The sequence below is a fragment of the Klebsiella sp. 141240 genome (assembly GCF_050600805.1).
Taxonomy (GTDB): Bacteria; Pseudomonadota; Gammaproteobacteria; order Enterobacterales; family Enterobacteriaceae; genus Klebsiella; species Klebsiella aerogenes.
On record NZ_JAQIRK010000003.1, the window covers coordinates 166,386 to 185,466 of the forward strand.

Genomic DNA, 19,081 nt, shown 5'->3' on the forward strand with positions numbered 1-19,081 from the left:
ACGCCGTAAGCCGGGAATTTCCTGTGCTATGATTCATAAAGGAAAAATATAACAACAGAATGAATCAGATGAGTAAACTCGACGCCTTTATTCAACAAGCGGTGACGGCGATGCCGATAAGCGGCACGTCATTGATTGCCTCGCTGTATGGCGACGCCTTATTACAACGCGGTGGGGAAGTGTGGCTGGGTAGCGTCGCGGCGCTGCTGGAAGGATTAGGATTTGGCGAGCGCTTTGTTCGCACCGCGCTATTTCGCCTCAATAAAGAAGAGTGGCTCGACGTCGTGCGTATCGGCCGGCGTAGCTTCTATCGCCTGAGCGATAAAGGACTACGTCTGACCCGGCGCGCGGAACATAAAATCTATCGGGCGAATGCCCCGGAATGGGACGGAACCTGGCTGCTGCTATTGTCGGAAGGGTTAGAAAAAACGGTTCTGGCGGAAGTCAAAAAGCAACTGTTATGGCAGGGATTTGGCGCGCTGGCGCCGAGCCTGCTGGCCTCGCCGTCGCAAAAACTGGCCGATGTCCAATCGCTGCTACATGAAGCGGGCGTTGCCGAAAACGTCATCTGTTTTGAAGCCCATTCGCCGCTGGCGCTCTCAAGGGCGGCGCTGCGCGACCGCGTAGAAGAGTGCTGGCATCTCACCGAACAAAATGAGATGTACGAGGCGTTTATCACATTGTTCCGACCGTTACTGCCGCTGCTGCGCGACAGCGAACCGTCAGAATTGACGCCGGAGCGCTGTTTCCAGCTCCAACTGCTCCTTATCCATTTCTATCGCCGTGTGGTGCTTAAAGACCCGCTGCTGCCGGAAGAGCTGCTTCCCGCACACTGGGCCGGGCAAACCGCGCGGCAGCTGTGCATCAATATTTATCAACGCGTGACGCCCGGCGCGCTGGCGTTTGTCGGCGAGAAAGGTGAAAGCTCGGTTGGCGAGCTTCCCGCGCCGGGACCGCTTTATTTTCAACGTTTTGGCGGTTTGCCGGGCGTCTAAGGAGGTTGCATGCCGATTTATCAGATTGATGGGCTTACGCCAGTGGTGCCGGATGAGAGCTATGTTCATCCGACGGCGGTACTCATTGGCGACGTGATCCTGGGAAAAGGGGTCTATGTTGGGCCTAATGCCAGCCTGCGCGGCGATTTTGGCCGTATTGTAGTAAAAGACGGAGCCAATATTCAGGATAACTGCGTCATGCACGGCTTCCCCGGTCAGGATACCGTGGTGGAAGAGGACGGTCACATCGGCCACGGCGCCATCCTGCATGGCTGTGTGATTGGCCGCAACGCGCTGGTGGGAATGAGCGCGGTGATTATCGACGGGGCGGTAATTGGCGAAAATAGTATTGTCGGCGCTTCTGCTTTCGTAAAAGCGAAAGCGGAAATGCCCGCTAACCATTTAATTATCGGCAGCCCGGCAAAAGCGATTCGTACGCTGAGCGAACAGGAGCTGGAGTGGAAAAAACACGGTACCCGTGAATACCAGGTGCTGGTCGAACGCTGTAAGCAGACGCTGCATCAGGTGGAGCCATTAAAAGAGATGGAGGCCGGGCGCAAGCGTCTGGAATTTGACGAAAACCTGCGGCCAAAATCGTCGAGCTGAATGTTATTAATTTTTTTATTAGCTTGTTGAATATTAACGGATTCTGAATTTTACTTTGCCGTCTTTTGTCACGCAGCGGCTAAGCGCAATATGGTCCTTTGACTTTATCGAGGATCGACAATGACGCTTTACAGCGTGAAGCCTGCGTTTCAGGCGCTGCTGCGGCCAATCATGTTCTGGTTGGCGAAGCGAGCGGTCACCGCCAATCAGGTGACGCTCGCCGCCTTGTTATTATCCGTTCTGACCGGCTTAGTCCTGGCGATCTTTCCGCATTACACTCTTTACTGGATACTTCCAGTCGTTCTGTTTATCCGTATGGCGCTGAATGCGCTTGATGGCATGCTGGCCCGAGAGTGTCGTCAGCAGTCCCGACTCGGCGCGGTGCTCAACGAATTTGGCGACGTGATCTCCGATGTTGCGTTATATCTTCCTTTTTTATTGCTTCCCGGTAGCCATCTGACGCTGGTGTTAACAATGCTGCTTTGTACGGTTCTCAGTGAGTTTGCCGGAGTGCTGACGCAGGCGATTGGCGGCGTGCGTAGTTACGCCGGGCCGATGGGGAAAAGCGATCGCGCTATGGTATTTGGCGGTTGGGGGATAGCATTGAACCTGTGGCCGGACGTGGCGGTATGGAGCAATATGCTGTGGGGGCTCGTTACCTTGCTGCTTATCTGGACCATTATCAACCGCTGTTCCAGCGTTCTGCCCGGAGCCAGGGCATGACGCTATTGCTGCGTTCTCTGGCGGTTATCTTTTTGCTATTGCTATTGGCGACAGCGGTGGATGGTCTGCTGCGCTGGCGGAAGCCTGAGAAAAACTGGCGTGAGTTGACCTTACGGATCCACACTTGGTGGGTGATTATCGTCCTTTTTTCGCTGGCGTTGCTCAGCCCGCGCTGGTTGGCGCTGACCTTTTTCGCGCTGGTCAGCTTTATGGCGCTGAAAGAGTTCTTGACTCTGGAGCCCTCCCGACAGGCTGACCGCATGCCCGTACTGTGGATGTTCATCGCCATCCCCATCAACTATTGGCTAATCAGTATTGGCTGGTACGGTCTGTATATCATTTTCATTCCGGTGTACGCCTTTTTATTCCTGCCTGCGAGAATGGTTCTGGCGGGGGATACCCGGGGGTTTTTACATAGCGCCGCGCAGCACCATTGGGGGCTGATGACCACCGTCTTCGCTTTTAGCCACGTGGCTTCTTTGCTGGTGTTGCCAACCAACGGTCAGCAAACCGGCGCGCTGCTGGTGCTGTTTCTGGTGGGCTTAACCGAATTCAACGACATTGCGCAGTATCTTTGGGGTAAATCATTGGGGCGGATCAAAATCACGCCAACCGTGAGCCCAAATAAGACCCTGGCCGGGTTGCTTGGCGGTATTGGCTGCACCACGCTGGCCGCATGGCTGCTGGGGCCGATAATGACGCCGCTTAACTGGCAGATGTCGTTATTGGCGGGCGCGATGATCGGCAGCGCGGGTTTCTGCGGAGATGTGGTGATGTCGGCGGTGAAACGCGATATTGGGGTGAAAGACAGCGGTACCTTGCTGCCGGGCCACGGCGGCATTCTTGACCGGCTGGACTCTCTTATCTTTACCGCGCCGGTATTCTTCCATTTTATTCGTTATTCCTGCTACTGACATGATGCTAAAAAATGGCTTTAGAATGCTGTTTGCGATAGTGGTTATCTGGCCATTAGCCTGGCTGTGGCTAGGGCTGCGGGTGAAACATCGTGAGCGCCTGCCGGAAAAGGGGCCGGCGATCGTGGTGGCTAATCATAACAGCCATATGGATGTGTTCGCGCTGCTGGCGCTATTTTCGTTGCGAACGCAGAGACAAGTTCATCCAGTGGCGGCGGCGGACTATTTTTTACGTAATAAAGCCCTGGCCTGGTTCACCCTGAATGTACTGAATATTATTCCCGTAGCGCGCCGCGGGCAGGGGAAAAATCCGTTAGCGGCCTGTGAACAAGCGCTACGTGATGAACAAATCCTGATCCTTTTTCCTGAAGGTACCCGCGGACAACCGGGAGTGATAGCGCCGATAAAATCAGGGCTTTGGTATCTCAGCCAAAGTTTGCCGCAGGTCGCTATTATCCCTATAGGGCTCAAAGGTACCGAACGGGTGATGGCTAAAGGCAACCGCATTCCTTTACCCCTGTTCATCGACGTCAATATTGGCGAGCCGTTATATTTCCATCCGGATAAACAGCAGTTTAAAGACCAGATAGGGCGGCAGTTACTGTTGCTGGCCGGTACGATTCCCGGCGCTACCTGACTGCAGATATTGAGTGGCTAAATTGAGATAACGGGGTTGATAGCGTGACAGCTCAAGTAGATGTTTGTTGCCGCCCGGACATAGGGCGGCGAACGATATAATCAGCGCTTTTGGTTGTAAAATGAATCAATTAATTCATCAATAAACTTTTGCGCCAGCATCTCTACCGCGCCGCTACGGGTAAGCATCGCCAGGCAGGCCAGCCGGTCCAGTTTACGTAGCACCGAGCGTTTAACCGACAGCGAAATAGCCGTTTTTTGATCCTTATTCAATACGACTTTACCCGAAGTCATCGGCATTTTTAGGTCGCTATTGACACGGATCGCTTCTGCCATTCGCTCCATCATCTCCTTCGTCAAGGAGCCACTAGCGACAAGTTGATAGGTATGGGCGGCTTTACTGTATTTTATTTCCGCCGCATAGGTATCACGCAACGTTTTCAGCGTTCTTGATAACGTTGGATCCGAACAACCTAGCTTTTCCAGCAGTTCCGTTGAGGGGACCGGTTGCCCGTTGCCGAGAATCAGCGCCAGTTTAAAAATGCGCTCTTGTTTACTATTTAATCTCATCCTGAGGCCATCGCATTATCCATAGTGTAGTGTGTCGGTTAATTTATCGACCCTTGGGCAAAAGCGTCTTGGGCGAATTCGCTAACGATACCGTAATGGGCTGCTCTGGCCAGGATGGCTGCAGCCCAGTTGCGATGGGTGGCCGGTTCGCACATTGTCCCTTGAGATTTAAACACAGCCTGGCTGGAGTTAAGGATCCGTAGCGCATCAGCGTGTTCGCCGGGTGTGACCATTAGCGCGCGTTCAATCGTCAGCAATTGATTGGGATGAATAGCTGTTTTTCCGACCAGACCGTGGGCCATATCCAGCTGCAGTTCCCGCGCCATGATCTCCTGGCTATCGATATGTTCGCAAACCGGCGCGGTAAGGGCGAAATGATAAGGAGAGAAAACAGATACCAGCATTTTGATAACGTATCCCATTGGCCCGTCGTACAGCGTCAGGTTACGCGAACGACGCAGCGAGATAACATTCATGAGATCGTTACCACCGATACGCAAGGCGATTATCCGGGCTCGACAGGGATGAGCGCTGAGTTCTACGGCAAGCTGGCGCATTTTCTCGCAATCAAATACCTCTTCGGTTTCCAGCGTTGGCATCATGCTCAGAGAAGTGCTGCCGATCGCTTGCCACCAGCCAGCCAGTGAATGGTGAGTGAATTTGGGTATGACCATGCCGTCAATGGCCGTCAAATCAAAGTTCTCGATTAGTTGTTTCGCCATGGTTAGATGTCGTGGACGAATAAATACCAGCGGCCAGAGACGGTGCTCTTGTGTTGCTTTGGCATGGGCCAGCTGTGTACAGAGCTTTTTGAGGTTTACCAGAGCGTGGCTGATATCGCTATCGCTAACCGAATCCTCAAGACAGATCACTAATGAGCGTAGTCCTTTCATTTTGCCGTCAATGATGGTTGAGGCAATATCATGGCGCGTGGCGGGCATGTATAGGGTCGCTCCCAGATTCCATGCCGAGAGACGTGTTTTCATTAAAATACCTTCTTGATAATAGTGACGGCACGGTATTGGCCGATTTCATCGCCAACTTCGCTTACGTGAATACCTTTATCGCGGGCTAACGCAATCAATAGCGCAACATCCGGATCGTTAATGGCGCGCACCAGAACATGATCGGGTACCCTGCGAAGCACCGCTCGTGTTGCTTCTGCGATGCCTGGTTTGATGCGGTTAAGATTGTCGACGGCATATCGTTCAGCAAGGTGGAGCACTACAGCTTCGCTTTTGCGTCGAAGTCTGGCTTTCTGCGCTAAATCAGGTTTAATCTGCGCGGCGGATAGTAGCGTCTGTCGATAGTTGTCAACGGTATCAACCAGTAGCTGGCCGCATTCAAAATCAGCTAAATGATCGCATTGCACACAACCGTGAAAGCCGACCGGCGACCACAAAGAGCGAGAAATCAGACCCGATACCGGCGCGCCCATGATTCCGAAGGGGATTAACCAGTCATCGTCGGACGCGGACAACCACGCGCAGCCGCAGGGATCGGCTAACACCACCAGTCTGGGATCGGCGGGGTAGCCTTTACGGCCATGTAGCGAACGTTGCAGCTGCGAACGAATGGCGCCTTTCCCGGTCCATCCGTCGACAAAGACGATACCTTGCGTGCCGTGACGGTGTTCAATCCAGTCAAGCGCGGCGCTATCAATACCGCGATCGCGAATGATGCTAATACCGTAGTGGAAGGACGTTTTACCCGCATCACGCAGCGCACGCTGTAGCATCACCCCTAGCGGCACACCCGCGCGCACTAAACTCACCAGTATGATAGGCGTATCAGTGAACTGCGCGATGAGCGTGTGACAGAGCTGCTGCACCTCGTTAGCCATGCGTGGCGTTTCACGCTGCAGGGCCTTGGCAAAAAGATTAAGATGCCACTGACTTGGCGCGGGCTCCTGGCTGAGCAGGTCGGAATAGTGCGCTTTACCCGATTGAATCAACACCTCTTTTTCATCAACCGACGTCATGGCGATATTCACCGGACTGAGTAGAAAGCGGACGTCATTTTGCGGAAAAGCGCCGGAAAAGTGATGGAGCTCGTGCATATTAAGAACCTGCGAAAATATGGTGATTAATGGCTGCGGCAAACTGGCTTTGCCTGGGGATGGCAAACCAATGGCAAAGTTGCAAAAAGCGATGATCGCTAAGGCTGTCGCCAAAACCGAGCACCGGGAATTTGCCGCGCTGGGCCTGCAATTTATTTACTAGCCAAGCGACGGCCGACCCTTTATCGACAGGTTCAGGTATCCAGGCAACATTATTACCGTTGCGGTGAAGATAAAAGCCCTGCAGGGTGAAGCGCTGCGTCAGCCAGTCGGCAAAGGCGTAAAGTTCGGCGATTCTGGTGCTGTCGCGATGTTTCATCACCAGGTAAACGGGCACTTCGTCATACTCTTTGTTGATGCGCGCCCAGCCGTCGACGCCTTGAATAGCCATCTGGGTAGTGATGTCGTGTTGCATGGCTGTCAGTTTGTCAGCATACGGCGCCAGGTTAGCCAACATATGCTGTTGCCACTCAGCATCCGCTAGCCCTTCAGGCGTGATGATGACCGCGCCGTGGGTGGTTATAGCCCATGAGTCAAACGCGATTTGCACCCGCGCCAACTCTTCGCTTCCTCTGGCGGTGACGGGGATCAGTTCGGCATGTTCCAGCAGCCAATCGACGAGCATGGCCTGCTCTTCGTTCATATAGCTGCGTGGACGCATTTCCCGGTCCAGCGCGGCGCAACGAAAGGGGGCCGCAGAGAGTTCATTGACCATTTTCCGTCTGGTCTGAAATAACGTATCGTCGAGATCGGAAAATACTACTGGCTTATTCATAAGATAAAATCTCCAGTCGCGAACAAAGCGACTCCAGCGCGTGTACCAGGTGGGGATCAACGCTTTCCTTTGGGGTCTCAATACATAAAATAATGCGATCGAAACGCTGGTGGGCGACGTTGTAGACAAAGTTTGGGATGCCCAGCCCGTAATTATCGTTAAATGACAGCAGCGATTGGATGGCCATGCCGGGCGCAATCGGCGAGCGACTAGTGGCGCTGAACTTAATGCTGGCCCCTTGCTGCTCAAGACGCTCAGCTAGCAAAAATGGTTCCCAGACAAACTCACCGCTGCCTAGTACCAGGATAGTTTCGCCTGTGGCTGCGACGATCTCGCAGCCGAGGTCAGCGGCGGGACGTATCATTCCCAGGCGCCCCCACGTCTGGCGCCGTGAAAGGGCATACTCTCCACGCGAGGTAATATTGACGGCAGGCATTTCAGGAGGCGTAGCGTTGGACTGTGGATACCATTCCCAGCGTCCTTTAACTAACGCGACCTGGCTGACAGGCAGGTTACAACGCCTGGCGAAGGCATCGCCGCTCCAGTCGGTGAGGGTCACGGAGACAACCCTTTGCAAATGTGTCAGATGCGGGTGCAACGCGGACACAAGATTGATGAAGGTATTACCGGTCGTTGCTTCATCATCGATGAGCACCAGAGTTTTTGCTTCCAGCACCCGTCGGCGCATTTCTCGATCGTCGGGGAGATAAATCAAATGGTCCGTGGCATGGCTATGCGCTTCTTTAAATTCGCACAGCAGTTCCGCCTCTTGCGGATGACGCGTAGAGGTGAGATAGATTGCCTGGTCAACACGTTTGCGGAGTTCGTCAAACACGCCTGCGCCGAGGCCAACGGCAGTCTCAGCCATCCCGACGAACAACACCGGCCCGGCGAGGTCGGCGGGGAAACCAACGGCAAGTCGCTGGTAAACTGCGCGCATCGTTGCCGGCGAAACAGGGATATGTCGACCTAACACCTGACTGACAAACAGAAATGCCCGTTTAGGATTGCGCCGTTCAGCGATGTCAAACAGTGCATGAAGTTCGTTATCCTCGCCGTGGTGAAACACGCGTAATTCGCCACTTGAGAGCTGACGGCGGTAGCAGTTTTCGTGTTTCATCATTTCACCTCCGCATTGTACGAAGGCGCAAGAACGTTGTTGAGTTGCTGAGGGTATCGCCTGCTCTCTGTCATTACTCTGATGGTTGCAGGGGTGAACTGATGCGCTACGCGCCGTATAATGTCATCCGCTGTCAGTAAATCCAGCCGCTGCGCGGCGAACAACCCGGGCAGATTAACGCCGCTGTGACGGGTATAACCAATACCACCGGAAGGGCGTAGATTTATTTCCAGTAAAAGTGGTTTGCCTTCTGTATCGTTCCGGGTCTGCACGTTAACCAGGCCATCAGCGTGCAGTGCTTCGGCGCAGGCGCAGGCAAGTTCTATCGCCGGCCCGCTATTTTCCAGATACTGCAGCGCGCCTTCTTTTCGTCTACCAATGGCTGTCAGTACTTTGCCGTGACTAAGCAGCATGTCGACAGAGTATTCGGGCCCGGGTAACCAGGGCATGAGGGTCAGTGGAGTAAACACCTCACTGCTCTTAACGGCGGCAAGATACTGTTCCGGCTGAATGCGTCGTTGTTCCGGGTGGTTAATAATATCTGTAGAAAGCGCGTGCTCATCAAATAGCCAAAACCCCATGCCATAAATACCGGTCACGGGTTTCACACATAAACGGCAACCGGGAAAAGGTGACGCTTTGAGGAGATATTCCAGCGTGTTGGTATCAGTGATTCGAATAGATGGCACCACGGGAAGCCCATACGCTTGCATGGCTTTTGCAAAGCTGACTTTGTCATCGGCAATATCAAATGTGGATACCTGGCTTGCGCCCGTGGTGAGACTCACGCCTAGCGCTTCAATTTGGCGTCGGTGCTGTTCGTACCAACGGCACGCTTTGCCAACCTGAATGGCGGATATGCCATATTCCTTTGTTATTGATGAAATAAATGACATTCGTGAATTGATGTCTGTGGGTTCACTTAATGAAAAATGTGCCGTTGATAATATTTCATGTCGTGATTGACTATGTGAAGCGTAGGTGGTTATTGGGTGTTTGTTATTATTGATTGTGAAATCATTAATGCCGAAAATGATATCGCGTTGGGAGGCGAGCCCCTCCATAATCCATATTTTTCTTTCCATTAATATTACTTCCACGCGTCCAGCGTTAAATTTAACTGGAGTCTAGGTTCGCTATAATGGCATGTCAATCATAATATGAGGTGCTTTTTTGTTTTCGGAATGAGTATTTGTGCAGTGAATATTTTTATATTTTTTAATGATTTTGGGAATGCATTGCTATCAGTGGCGTATTTTTCTTTTTCCTAATTTTATAAATTGCCTTGTCTCAGTTCTTTATCATGATATGATTTTTTTCGAGTCTTTAATGCATATTGATTTGCTAAATATATTTTATAGGGAATAATAAATGGTCTCACTTACTAAGAATCAGACAATTTCATTAAGCAAAGCGTCTCCGGCATTATCGCAGCTGACTTTCGGTTTAGGCTGGGATCCGCTGCAGGCGAAGAAAAAAGGGTTATTCGGCGGATTGTTCTCCGGTGGCGCCGGTTCTATCGACCTTGATGCCAGCTGCATTCTATTGAATAAGAATGGCAACGTGCTGGATACCATTTGGTTTGGACAGCTGAAATCTCGCTGTGGCGCTGTCGTTCATAGCGGCGATAATTTAACTGGAGAGGGTGAGGGTGATGATGAAGTCATTCGCGTCAATCTGGAAAAACTTTCCTCTAATGTGGAGTATCTGGCTTTTACCGTCAATAGTTTTCGCGGCCAAACTTTTAACGAAGTTGAGAATGCCCATTGCCGCGTGCTCGATCAAAATAATCAGGAGTTGGCCCGCTACCAGCTAACCGAGCAGGGTTCTCATACCGGTATTATTATTGCTTCATTAAGCCGTCAGAATGGCAGTTGGGATTTTACCGCCCATGGTCAAGCTGCTCAGGGGCGCACTATCGAAGATATGGAAAGTGACGTATTACGCATTGTGGTGCGCTAATGAAATTATTACCCGGAGGAAATAGCGCGGTTCCTGCAGCTAATCTTAGTATCAAAATAAGCGCGGGAAGCGGTGTTGATGTGTCGTCATTTCGTCTCTATGCCAATAATAAAGTAAGAGGCGATGCGGATATGTGTTTTTACGGCCAGCCGCGAAATGATGATAATACCATACAGGTTAGCGCTAATAATTCTGTTACTGTATTTCAGGTTGCATTAGGGCTGCTGCAGGCGGACGTCCAAAAGGTGGCATTTACCGCAACCTGCGATAATAACAGGACTATCGGTGAATTAGGCCATTTGACGATCGCGGTGGAGCATAACGGCAATACGCTGATTGACTGTCAGGTCGATGTTCACGGTCGAAATGAAGCCGCACTGATTCTGGGCGAGTTTTACCGGCGTAATGGCGAGTGGAAGTTTCGCTTTGTCGCTCAGGGTTTTACGGGCGGACTAAAACCGCTCGCTGAATACTATGGCGTTGATATTGCCGATGAAGTTACACCTCCTGCTGCTGAAGCCGCGAAAGTGAACCTCAGCAAAGTCACTTTGACTAAAGAGAAACCGGCAATCAGCCTCGCTAAACGAGACGACTATGGCGAGATACGCGTTAATCTGAATTGGCATCGCCAAAGCTCGGCCACAGGCTTATTTGGTTCATTATTAGGGGGAGGGGCCAGCAACGTTGATCTGGATCTTGGCGCTTTTGTCGAATTAAAAAATGGCGATTTAAGCGTAGTTCAGGCATTGGGTAATGCATTTGGGCGATATCAACAACCGCCCTTTATTCAGCTTCAGGGTGACGATCGTACGGGGGCAGTTAACGATGGCGAATGGATCTGTATCAATGGCAGCGAATGGCAAAATATTCAGCAGATATTAATCTACGCCTTTATTTATGAAGGTGTTGCCAGCTGGGATAAAACAGATGGCGTAGTTACGCTACATGTCCCCGGACAGCCGCCAATCGAAACCCGACTGACCGAAGGCAATAATCGTCGAACAATGTGCGCTATTGCTCGCTTAGTGAATGACAACGGCGCCATAAAAGTTGAGCGTATAAATCAATATTTCACCGGCCATAAAGAGATGGATCGCGCATTCGGTTGGGGATTCCGCTGGCGAGCAGGTTCTAAATAAAGAAAACCAAGTGAGGGAACGATGGGATTATTTAATAAAGTAAAATCGACATTGAACGCCAGCCGCGATGAACTGGTCAAACAGGTTGGGCGTTTTAAAAATAAGAAATTCATGCAAGGAACGGTTGCGGTATGTGCTCGCATTGCCGTTTCCAGCGATGGTGTTAGCGCCGAAGAAAAACAGAAAATGATGGGCTTTCTTCGTTCGTCGGAGGAAATGAAAGTTTTTGATACCAACGAAGTGATCGACTTTTTTAATAAATTGGTATCCAGCTTCGATTTCGATATGGAAATCGGCAAAGGCGAAACCATGAAATATATTCTGGCTTTAAAAGATCAGCCAGAAGCAGCACAACTGGCCGTGCGAGTAGGCATTGCGGTGGGCAAAAGCGATGGCCATTTCGACCCGGATGAACAGGCGGCAACCAGAGAGATAATCGCCGCGCTTGGTTTTAACGCTGAAGAGTTTGGTCTTTAACCCCAGCATTTAAAGGTATTTCATGGTCTCCACGCATTTAGGTTTTCCCGTTGAAACGGTGAGCGTTTTTATTATTCTCGCCATCGGGGCTATCGTTATTGACCTCGTGATGCATCGTAACGATAGCGTGATATCGCTGAAAAGCGCGGCACTATGGTCACTATTTTGGGTTGTGGTGGCAATGGCTTTTGCCGGATTTCTGCTGGTGCACCACGGCGCGGAAGTGGCTAGTTTATTTGTTACTGGTTACGCCTTAGAAAAAGTGCTTTCGGTCGATAATCTTTTCGTGATGATGGCGATCTTCTCCTGGTTTGGTATCCCGGAACGCTATCGCCACCGCGTCCTGTACTGGGGGGTGATTGGCGCGATTATTTTCCGCGCTATTTTTGTCGCCATCGGCACAGGTCTATTAGCACTGGGTCCGTATGTTGAAATAGTCTTTGCCTTAATTGTGCTATGGACTGCCGTCATGATGTTAAAAAGCGGGGAGGAGAGCGATGAAATAGAAGACTATTCGCAGCATATCGCTTACCGACTGGTAAAACGTGTGTTCCCCATCTGGCCAAAATTGGTGGGACATGCTTTTTTACTTACCGCTAAAGAGGTCGACCGTGAACGGGCGAAGCCGGAGAATAAAGATCTCATTATTAGCGCTGGTAAACGCGTCGCGCTATATGCAACGCCGCTGATGTTATGCGTGGCGGTCGTTGAACTGTCTGATGTGATGTTCGCTTTTGATTCCGTACCGGCCATTATAGCAATAAGCCAGGAGCCGCTGATTGTCTATAGCGCGATGATGTTTGCCATTCTTGGCCTACGTACGCTTTATTTCGTACTGGAGGCGCTTAAACATTATTTAGTGCATCTTGAAAAAGCGGTCATCGTATTACTTTTCTTTATTGCCTTTAAGCTTGGTCTGAATGCCACCGATCATCTTTGGCACCATGGCTATAGTATTTCGGCTACCGCCAGTCTATATGTCGTTCTGGTGGTGCTTATTCTTGGGATTGTCGCTAGTTTTGTATTTCAGGAAAAAAACGAGGAACAGCCGGGAGGTAGTTAATTCTTTGCACTGTCCTTATTCATGTTCACTTTAAAAAGGATTTAATATGAGCGTATCACTGTCAAAAGGCGGTAACGTTTCTCTTAGCAAAAGCGATCCGTCAATGAAAAACGTGCTGGTTGGATTAGGGTGGGATGTTCGTACCACCGACGGCCAGGATTTTGACCTTGACGCTTCCGCCTTCCTGTTATCTGAGACAGGAAAGGTGCGCAGCGACAGCGATTTCATCTTCTACAACAACTTAAAATCGGCAGATGGTTCGGTCACTCATACCGGTGATAACCGGACCGGTGAAGGAGACGGCGATGATGAATCGCTGATCGTCAAACTGGATATGATCCCCGCGAATGTCGCGAAAATTATCTTTGTGGTGACCATTCACGACGCGCAAATGCGTCGCCAAAGCTTCGGTCAGGTTTCTGGCGCTTTTATTCGTTTGGTCAACAACGATTCGCAGCATGAAGTAGCCCGCTATGATTTGACCGAAGACGCTTCCAGCGAAACGGCGATGCTTTTCGGAGAACTTTATCGCCATAACGGCGAGTGGAAGTTCCGTGCCGTCGGTCAGGGATACGCAGGCGGCTTGTCCAGCGTCTGTGCCCAGTATGGAATCAACGCATCGTGACTCGTGCTGCCTGATTGCGAATCGGGCAATACGGTAGATTTATAACAGGAGGTTTAAATGGCTGTTTCCCTGGTTAAGGGTGGTAACGTATCACTCACTAAAGAAGCGCCGTCGATGAATATCGCGATGGTGGGGTTAGGTTGGGATGCTCGGGTCACTGACGGGCAGGGCTTCGACCTTGACGCGTCGGTCTTTATGGTTGGCGAGGATGGCAAGGTGCTCTCGGATGCGAATTTCATCTTCTTTAATAACAAGAAGAGCCCTTGCGGCGGTGTTGAGCACCAGGGTGATAACCGTACCGGTGAAGGAGACGGCGATGATGAACAGGTTAAAATCACGCTTTCCCAGGTTGCCGCAGAGGTGAAAAAACTGGTTTTCTCGGTCACCATCTACGACGCCGAAGCCCGTAAGCAGAACTTCGGTATGGTACAGAATAGCTATATGCGCGTGTATAACCACGACAATGGTGAAGAAATCGCGCGTTTTGATCTGTCGGAAGATGCATCAACGGAAACGGCGATGATCTTTGGCGAACTGTATCGTCACGGTGCTGAATGGAAATTTAAAGCGGTAGGTCAGGGATTCGCTGGCGGTCTGGCGGCGTTAGCTTCCGCGCATGGCGTTAGCGTTTAATTCTTGGCAAGAATAAAACCTCCCGCTGGTGCGGGAGGTTTGTTTTATTAGGCTGCAACCACGCTGTCGATCGCCGCTTTGGCATCGGACTGCGCTTTGGCCGCAACTTCTGGACCATAAGCAATACCCTCTGCAAACACGAAGTTCACGTCGGTGATGCCGATGAAGCCAAGGAAGGTAGACAGATACGGCGTAACCAGATCGGTCGGCGTATCTTTATGGATACCACCGCGGCTGGTTAGCACTATCGCACGTTTGCCGGTAACCAGACCTTCAGGCCCCTTCTCGGTGTAACGGAAGGTGACGCCTGCGCGGGCAACCAGGTCGAAATAGTTTTTCAGCTGAGTCGGGATGTTGAAGTTGTACATCGGCGCAGCGATAACAATCACATCGTTAGCTTTCAGTTCAGCGATCAGCTCATCGGAGAGTGCCAGCGCTTCCTGCTGACGCGCAGTCAACTGCGCATCGCTCGGACGCAGCGCGCCAACCAGTTCACCATCCAGTACCGGAATCGGGTTTGCCGCCAGATCGCGCACGGTGATAACGTCGCCTGCGTGTTTTTCGCGCCATTGTTCAACAAAATAGTCGGACAGTTGGCCGGATTGCGAGTACCCTGCAAGAATACTGGACTTCAGAACTAATACTTTGCTCATGGGTGTTTCCTTTTAATGTGATTGACGGGTCAATGCCCTGGTGCTTGATGACACTGTATTCACAATCATGCCGCAGAGATAGCGCAATATATCGAATTCTATGTTCAATTTTTTTGAACAAGGCATGAATTCTACAGATGTGGTAATCTACAGCAATATTACATGAGAGATTTTTCCGGCAGAGCACTGCCCGATAACGCTATGACAGAACAACAAAAAATCACTTTCTCGCAGCTCTATGAACGGCTCGATGGCCTGATGCTGCGCGATAAATCGCGCTACAGCCGCCGCCTGCATGGCGCAAAGAAGGTTAAAAATCCTGATGCCCAGCAGGCCATTCTCCACGAGATGGCGCAGGAGATAGAACAGGCCGCAGGGAAAGTCCTGCTACGCGAAGCCGCGCGTCCGGCAATTACCTATCCGGAAAACCTGCCGGTTAGCCAGAAAAAACAAGAAATTCTCGAAGCGGTGCGCGATCACCAGGTGGTGATCGTCGCCGGAGAGACCGGTTCTGGCAAAACCACTCAGTTACCCAAAATTTGCATGGAGCTGGGGCGCGGCCTGAAAGGCCTGATTGGCCACACCCAGCCGCGTCGACTGGCGGCGCGAACCGTCGCTAACCGTATTGCCGAAGAGCTGCAGAGCGAGCCAGGCGGCTGTATCGGTTATAAAGTCCGCTTCAGCGACCACGTCAGCGAAAACACCATGGTTAAGCTGATGACCGACGGTATCCTGCTGGCGGAAATCCAGCAGGATCGCCTGCTGATGCAGTATGACACCATCATTATTGATGAGGCGCACGAGCGCAGTCTGAACATTGATTTTCTGCTGGGCTATCTGAAAGAGCTCCTGCCGCGCCGCCCGGACCTGAAAATCATCATAACCTCCGCAACCATCGACCCGGAACGTTTCTCAAAGCATTTCAATAATGCGCCGATTATCGAAGTTTCCGGGCGGACTTACCCGGTTGAAGTACGTTATCGTCCGATTGTTGAAGAGGCGGACGATAGCGAACGCGATCAGCTCCAGGCGATTTTTGATGCCGTCGATGAACTGGGGCGCGAAAGCCCCGGCGATATCCTGATCTTTATGAGCGGCGAGCGGGAAATCCGCGATACCGCAGATGCGTTGAATAAGCTCAATCTGCGTCATACCGAAGTGCTGCCGCTGTATGCTCGTTTATCAAACAGTGAGCAAAACCGGGTCTTCCAGTCCCATAGCGGGCGGCGTATTGTCCTGGCAACCAACGTTGCTGAAACCTCGCTAACGGTTCCGGGTATCAAATACGTTATCGATCCGGGTACCGCTCGCATCAGTCGCTACAGCTACCGTACAAAAGTGCAGCGCCTGCCTATCGAGCCGGTATCACAGGCCTCCGCTAATCAGCGTAAAGGCCGTTGCGGACGTGTGTCGGAAGGCATCTGTATTCGTCTTTACTCGGAAGACGATTTCCTGTCGCGGCCGGAATTTACCGACCCGGAAATTCTGCGTACTAACCTGGCGTCGGTCATTCTGCAAATGACCGCTCTGGGGCTGGGCGATATCGCCGCGTTTCCGTTTGTCGAAGCGCCGGATAAGCGCAACATCCAGGATGGCGTGCGTCTGTTAGAAGAGCTCGGCGCTATCACTACCGATGAGCAGGCAACGGCTTATAAGCTAACCCCACTGGGCCGCCAGCTTAGCCAGCTACCGGTGGATCCTCGTCTGGCGCGGATGGTGCTGGAAGCGCAGAAACATGGCTGCGTGCGTGAAGCGATGATCATCACTTCCGCGCTGTCGATTCAGGATCCGCGCGAGCGCCCCATGGACAAGCAGCAGGCGTCTGATGAAAAGCATCGTCGCTTCCACGATAAAGAGTCTGATTTCCTTGCGTTTGTCAATTTGTGGAACTATCTCGGCGAACAACAAAAGGCGCTCTCCTCGAATCAGTTCCGCCGCCAGTGCCGGGTGGATTTCCTCAACTATTTACGCGTGCGTGAATGGCAGGATATTTACACCCAGCTGCGCCAGGTCGTGAAAGAACTCGGCCTGCCGATCAACAGCGAGCCGGCGGAGTACCGGGAGATTCATACCGCGCTGCTGACCGGTTTGTTGTCGCATATCGGGATGAAAGACTCTGATAAACAGGAGTATACCGGCGCCCGTAATGCCCGGTTCTCTATCTTCCCCGGCTCCGGTCTATTCAAGAAACCGCCGAAGTGGACGATGGTCGCGGAACTGGTGGAGACCAGCCGCCTGTGGGGGCGCATCGCCGCCCGCATTGAGCCGGAGTGGGTCGAGCCGGTGGCGCAGCATCTGATCAAACGTTCCTACAGCGAACCGCACTGGGAGCGGTCGCAGGGCGCGGTAATGGCGACAGAAAAGGTTACCGTCTACGGTCTGCCGATCGTCGCCGCACGTAAAGTGAACTATAGCCAGATTGACCCGGCGCTGTGCCGTGAGCTGTTCATTCGCCACGCGTTGGTAGAGGGCGACTGGCAGACGCGGCATGCTTTCTTCCGCGATAATCTGAAGCTGCGCGCTGAAATCGAAGAGCTGGAGCATAAGTCGCGCCGTCGCGACATCCTGGTGGATGACGAGACCATGTTCGAGTTTTACGACCAGCGCATTAGCCACGATGTCATCTCCGCTCGCCACTTTGATAAGTGGTGGAAGCAGGCCAGCCGCGAAACGCCAGACTTGCTCAATTTTGAAAAGAGCATGCTGATTAAAGAGGGGGCTGAGCAGGTCAGTAAACTGGACTACCCGAATTTCTGGCATCAGGGCAATCTTAAACTGCGTCTTAGCTATCAGTTTGAACCCGGCGCGGATGCCGATGGCGTAACGGTTCATATTCCGCTGCCGTTGCTCAACCAGGTAGAGGAAGCCGGATTTGAATGGCAGATCCCCGGCCTGCGTCGCGAGCTGGTCATCGCGTTAATCAAATCGTTGCCGAAACCCGTTCGGCGTAATTTCGTCCCAGCGCCTAATTACGCCGAGGCGTTTTTAGGCCGCGCGACGCCGCTGGCGTTGCCTCTGCTGGATTCGCTGGAGCGTGAGTTGCGTAAAATGACCGGCGTGACCATCGACCGCGAATCCTGGCAGTGGGATCAGGTGCCCGATCACCTGAAAATCACTTTCCGGGTGGTGGATGACAAAAATAAGAAACTGCAGGAAGGGCGCTCTTTGCAGGCCTTAAAAGACGCGCTAAAAGGTAAAGTTCAGGAGACGCTATCGGCGGTGGCCGACGATGGTATTGAACAGAGCGGGCTGCATATCTGGAGTTTCGGCACCCTGGCGGAGAGTTACGAACAGAAGCGCGGCAACTATAAGGTTAAAGCCTGGCCGGCGCTGGTGGACGAGCGTGACAGCGTCGCCATCAAACTGTTTGATAATCCACAGGAACAGCAGCTGGCGATGTGGCGTGGTCTACGCCGTTTGCTGTTGCTTAATATTCCGTCGCCGATTAAATATCTGCACGAGAAACTGCCCAACAAAGCCAAACTGGGACTCTATTTCAACCCGTATGGCAAGGTGCTGGATCTGATTGACGACTGCATCTCCTGCGGCGTTGACAAGCTTATCGATGAAGCCGGCGGCCCGGTGTGGACCGAAGAGGGCTTTAGTAAACTGCACGATAAAGTGCGCGCCGAACTGAACGACACGGTGGTCGATATCGCAAAGCAGGTCGAGCAGATCCTGACGGCGGTGTTTAACATCAATAAGCGTCTGAAAGGGCGGGTAGATATGACGATGGCCCTGGGGCTGTCGGATATTAAAGCGCAGATGGCGGGTCTGGTTTATCGCGGCTTTGTTACCGGCAACGGTTTCCGCCGCCTTGGCGATACGCTGCGTTATCTGCAGGCAATTGAAAAGCGTCTTGAGAAGCTGGCAATCGACCCGCATCGTGACCGCGCGCAGATGCTGAAAGTCGAGAGTGTGCAACAGGCGTGGCAGCAGTGGTTGAATAAGCTGCCGCCGAATCGCCGCGATGACGACGACGTACAGGAGATCCGCTGGATGATCGAAGAGCTGCGCGTCAGCTTCTTTGCTCAGCAGTTGGGTACCCCGTATCCGATCTCGGACAAACGCGTGTTGCAGGCGATGGAGCAAATTACGCCGTAGCCTGGCTGGTTGTCCCCGGTGGCGCTG

Annotated in this window: 19 protein-coding genes; 12 read left to right on the forward strand and 7 right to left on the reverse strand. The window is 52.1% G+C overall.

All coding sequences use genetic code 11. The features are described 5' to 3' along the window. The first annotated feature begins 68 nt into the window (after positions 1-68). The 5 genes from paaX (at position 69) to PGQ95_RS06595 (ending at position 3,875) form a co-directional block, all read left to right on the forward strand. On the forward strand, positions 69-995 hold the full coding sequence (gene paaX, locus PGQ95_RS06575) for a phenylacetic acid degradation operon negative regulatory protein PaaX (protein WP_430917387.1): 927 nt from the start codon (positions 69-71) through the stop codon (positions 993-995). A 9-nt stretch (positions 996-1,004) separates the two neighbouring features. Next, a complete protein-coding gene (gene paaY / locus PGQ95_RS06580) occupies positions 1,005-1,601 on the forward strand; it encodes a phenylacetic acid degradation protein PaaY (RefSeq protein ID WP_113373226.1) in 597 nt (198 codons plus the stop codon). 120 nt (positions 1,602-1,721) lie between these two features. Continuing rightward, complete coding sequence (locus PGQ95_RS06585; protein WP_430917389.1) at positions 1,722-2,324, forward strand: CDP-alcohol phosphatidyltransferase family protein; 603 nt, start codon at positions 1,722-1,724, stop codon at positions 2,322-2,324. Continuing rightward, the gene (locus PGQ95_RS06590) at positions 2,321-3,238 is read left to right on the forward strand and encodes a phosphatidate cytidylyltransferase (RefSeq protein ID WP_430917391.1); all 918 of its coding nucleotides are present in this window, start codon (positions 2,321-2,323) and stop codon (positions 3,236-3,238) included. The genes PGQ95_RS06585 and PGQ95_RS06590 overlap by 4 nt, the downstream gene beginning before the upstream one ends. 4 nt (positions 3,239-3,242) lie before the next feature. Beyond that, positions 3,243-3,875 carry a lysophospholipid acyltransferase family protein gene (locus tag PGQ95_RS06595; RefSeq protein ID WP_373431812.1) on the forward strand — a complete coding sequence of 211 codons (633 nt, stop codon included), beginning with the start codon at positions 3,243-3,245 and terminating at the stop codon, positions 3,873-3,875. 101 nt (positions 3,876-3,976) lie between these two features. On the opposite strand, the gene PGQ95_RS06600 is transcribed toward PGQ95_RS06595, so the two are convergent. The 6 genes from PGQ95_RS06600 to PGQ95_RS06625 are packed head-to-tail and all read right to left on the reverse strand — an operon-like array spanning position 3,977 to position 9,483. After that, positions 3,977-4,444 carry a tellurium resistance protein TerW gene (locus PGQ95_RS06600; protein ID WP_113373229.1) on the reverse strand — a complete coding sequence of 156 codons (468 nt, stop codon included), beginning with the start codon at positions 4,442-4,444 and terminating at the stop codon, positions 3,977-3,979. Between the two features lie 38 nt (positions 4,445-4,482). Next, entirely contained in the window at positions 4,483-5,430 is a 948-nt protein-coding gene (locus PGQ95_RS06605) for an HpcH/HpaI aldolase/citrate lyase family protein (RefSeq protein WP_271032659.1), read from the reverse strand. Next, positions 5,430-6,503, reverse strand: coding sequence for a cysteine protease StiP family protein (locus PGQ95_RS06610; protein ID WP_087859470.1), 1,074 nt, complete (start codon positions 6,501-6,503; stop codon positions 5,430-5,432). The genes PGQ95_RS06605 and PGQ95_RS06610 overlap by 1 nt, the downstream gene beginning before the upstream one ends. Position 6,504: 1 nt before the next feature. Then, positions 6,505-7,278, reverse strand: coding sequence for a hypothetical protein (locus PGQ95_RS06615; RefSeq protein WP_113373232.1), 774 nt, complete (start codon positions 7,276-7,278; stop codon positions 6,505-6,507). Continuing rightward, positions 7,271-8,401: a phosphoribosyltransferase domain-containing protein gene (locus PGQ95_RS06620; RefSeq protein ID WP_308958703.1), complete on the reverse strand. Its 1,131-nt coding sequence runs from the start codon at positions 8,399-8,401 to the stop codon at positions 7,271-7,273. Before PGQ95_RS06620 ends, PGQ95_RS06615 begins: the two co-directional genes overlap by 8 nt. After that, a complete protein-coding gene (locus PGQ95_RS06625; protein WP_348854730.1) occupies positions 8,398-9,483 on the reverse strand; it encodes an ATP-grasp domain-containing protein in 1,086 nt (361 codons plus the stop codon). Before PGQ95_RS06625 ends, PGQ95_RS06620 begins: the two co-directional genes overlap by 4 nt. A gap of 286 nt (positions 9,484-9,769) precedes the next feature. Here PGQ95_RS06625 and PGQ95_RS06630 point away from each other — a divergent pair, with 286 nt between their 5' ends. From PGQ95_RS06630 to PGQ95_RS06655, 6 genes are read left to right on the forward strand one after another with little or no spacing between them, the layout of a single operon-like run. Continuing rightward, on the forward strand, positions 9,770-10,360 hold the full coding sequence (locus tag PGQ95_RS06630) for a TerD family protein (RefSeq protein WP_395226316.1): 591 nt from the start codon (positions 9,770-9,772) through the stop codon (positions 10,358-10,360). After that, positions 10,360-11,499, forward strand: coding sequence for a TerD family protein (locus PGQ95_RS06635; protein WP_213316196.1), 1,140 nt, complete (start codon positions 10,360-10,362; stop codon positions 11,497-11,499). The genes PGQ95_RS06630 and PGQ95_RS06635 overlap by 1 nt, the downstream gene beginning before the upstream one ends. A gap of 21 nt (positions 11,500-11,520) precedes the next feature. After that, positions 11,521-11,976: a tellurite resistance TerB family protein gene (locus PGQ95_RS06640; RefSeq protein ID WP_087859475.1), complete on the forward strand. Its 456-nt coding sequence runs from the start codon at positions 11,521-11,523 to the stop codon at positions 11,974-11,976. Positions 11,977-11,998: 22 nt separating this feature from the next. Continuing rightward, positions 11,999-13,039, forward strand: coding sequence for a TerC/Alx family metal homeostasis membrane protein (locus PGQ95_RS06645; RefSeq protein WP_087859476.1), 1,041 nt, complete (start codon positions 11,999-12,001; stop codon positions 13,037-13,039). 46 nt (positions 13,040-13,085) lie between these two features. Beyond that, on the forward strand, positions 13,086-13,664 hold the full coding sequence (locus tag PGQ95_RS06650) for a TerD family protein (RefSeq protein ID WP_087859477.1): 579 nt from the start codon (positions 13,086-13,088) through the stop codon (positions 13,662-13,664). 57 nt (positions 13,665-13,721) lie between these two features. Continuing rightward, a complete protein-coding gene (locus PGQ95_RS06655) occupies positions 13,722-14,297 on the forward strand; it encodes a TerD family protein (RefSeq protein WP_087859478.1) in 576 nt (191 codons plus the stop codon). 47 nt (positions 14,298-14,344) lie between these two features. Here the strand turns inward: PGQ95_RS06655 and azoR are convergent, their stop codons facing one another. Next, on the reverse strand, positions 14,345-14,950 hold the full coding sequence (gene azoR / locus PGQ95_RS06660) for an FMN-dependent NADH-azoreductase (protein WP_395226313.1): 606 nt from the start codon (positions 14,948-14,950) through the stop codon (positions 14,345-14,347). A gap of 201 nt (positions 14,951-15,151) precedes the next feature. Between azoR and hrpA the strand changes: the two genes are divergently transcribed. Then, positions 15,152-19,054 (forward strand): ATP-dependent RNA helicase HrpA, encoded by a 3,903-nt coding sequence (hrpA, locus tag PGQ95_RS06665; protein ID WP_430917396.1) that lies wholly within the window; start codon positions 15,152-15,154, stop codon positions 19,052-19,054. Positions 19,055-19,081 lie beyond the last annotated feature (27 nt).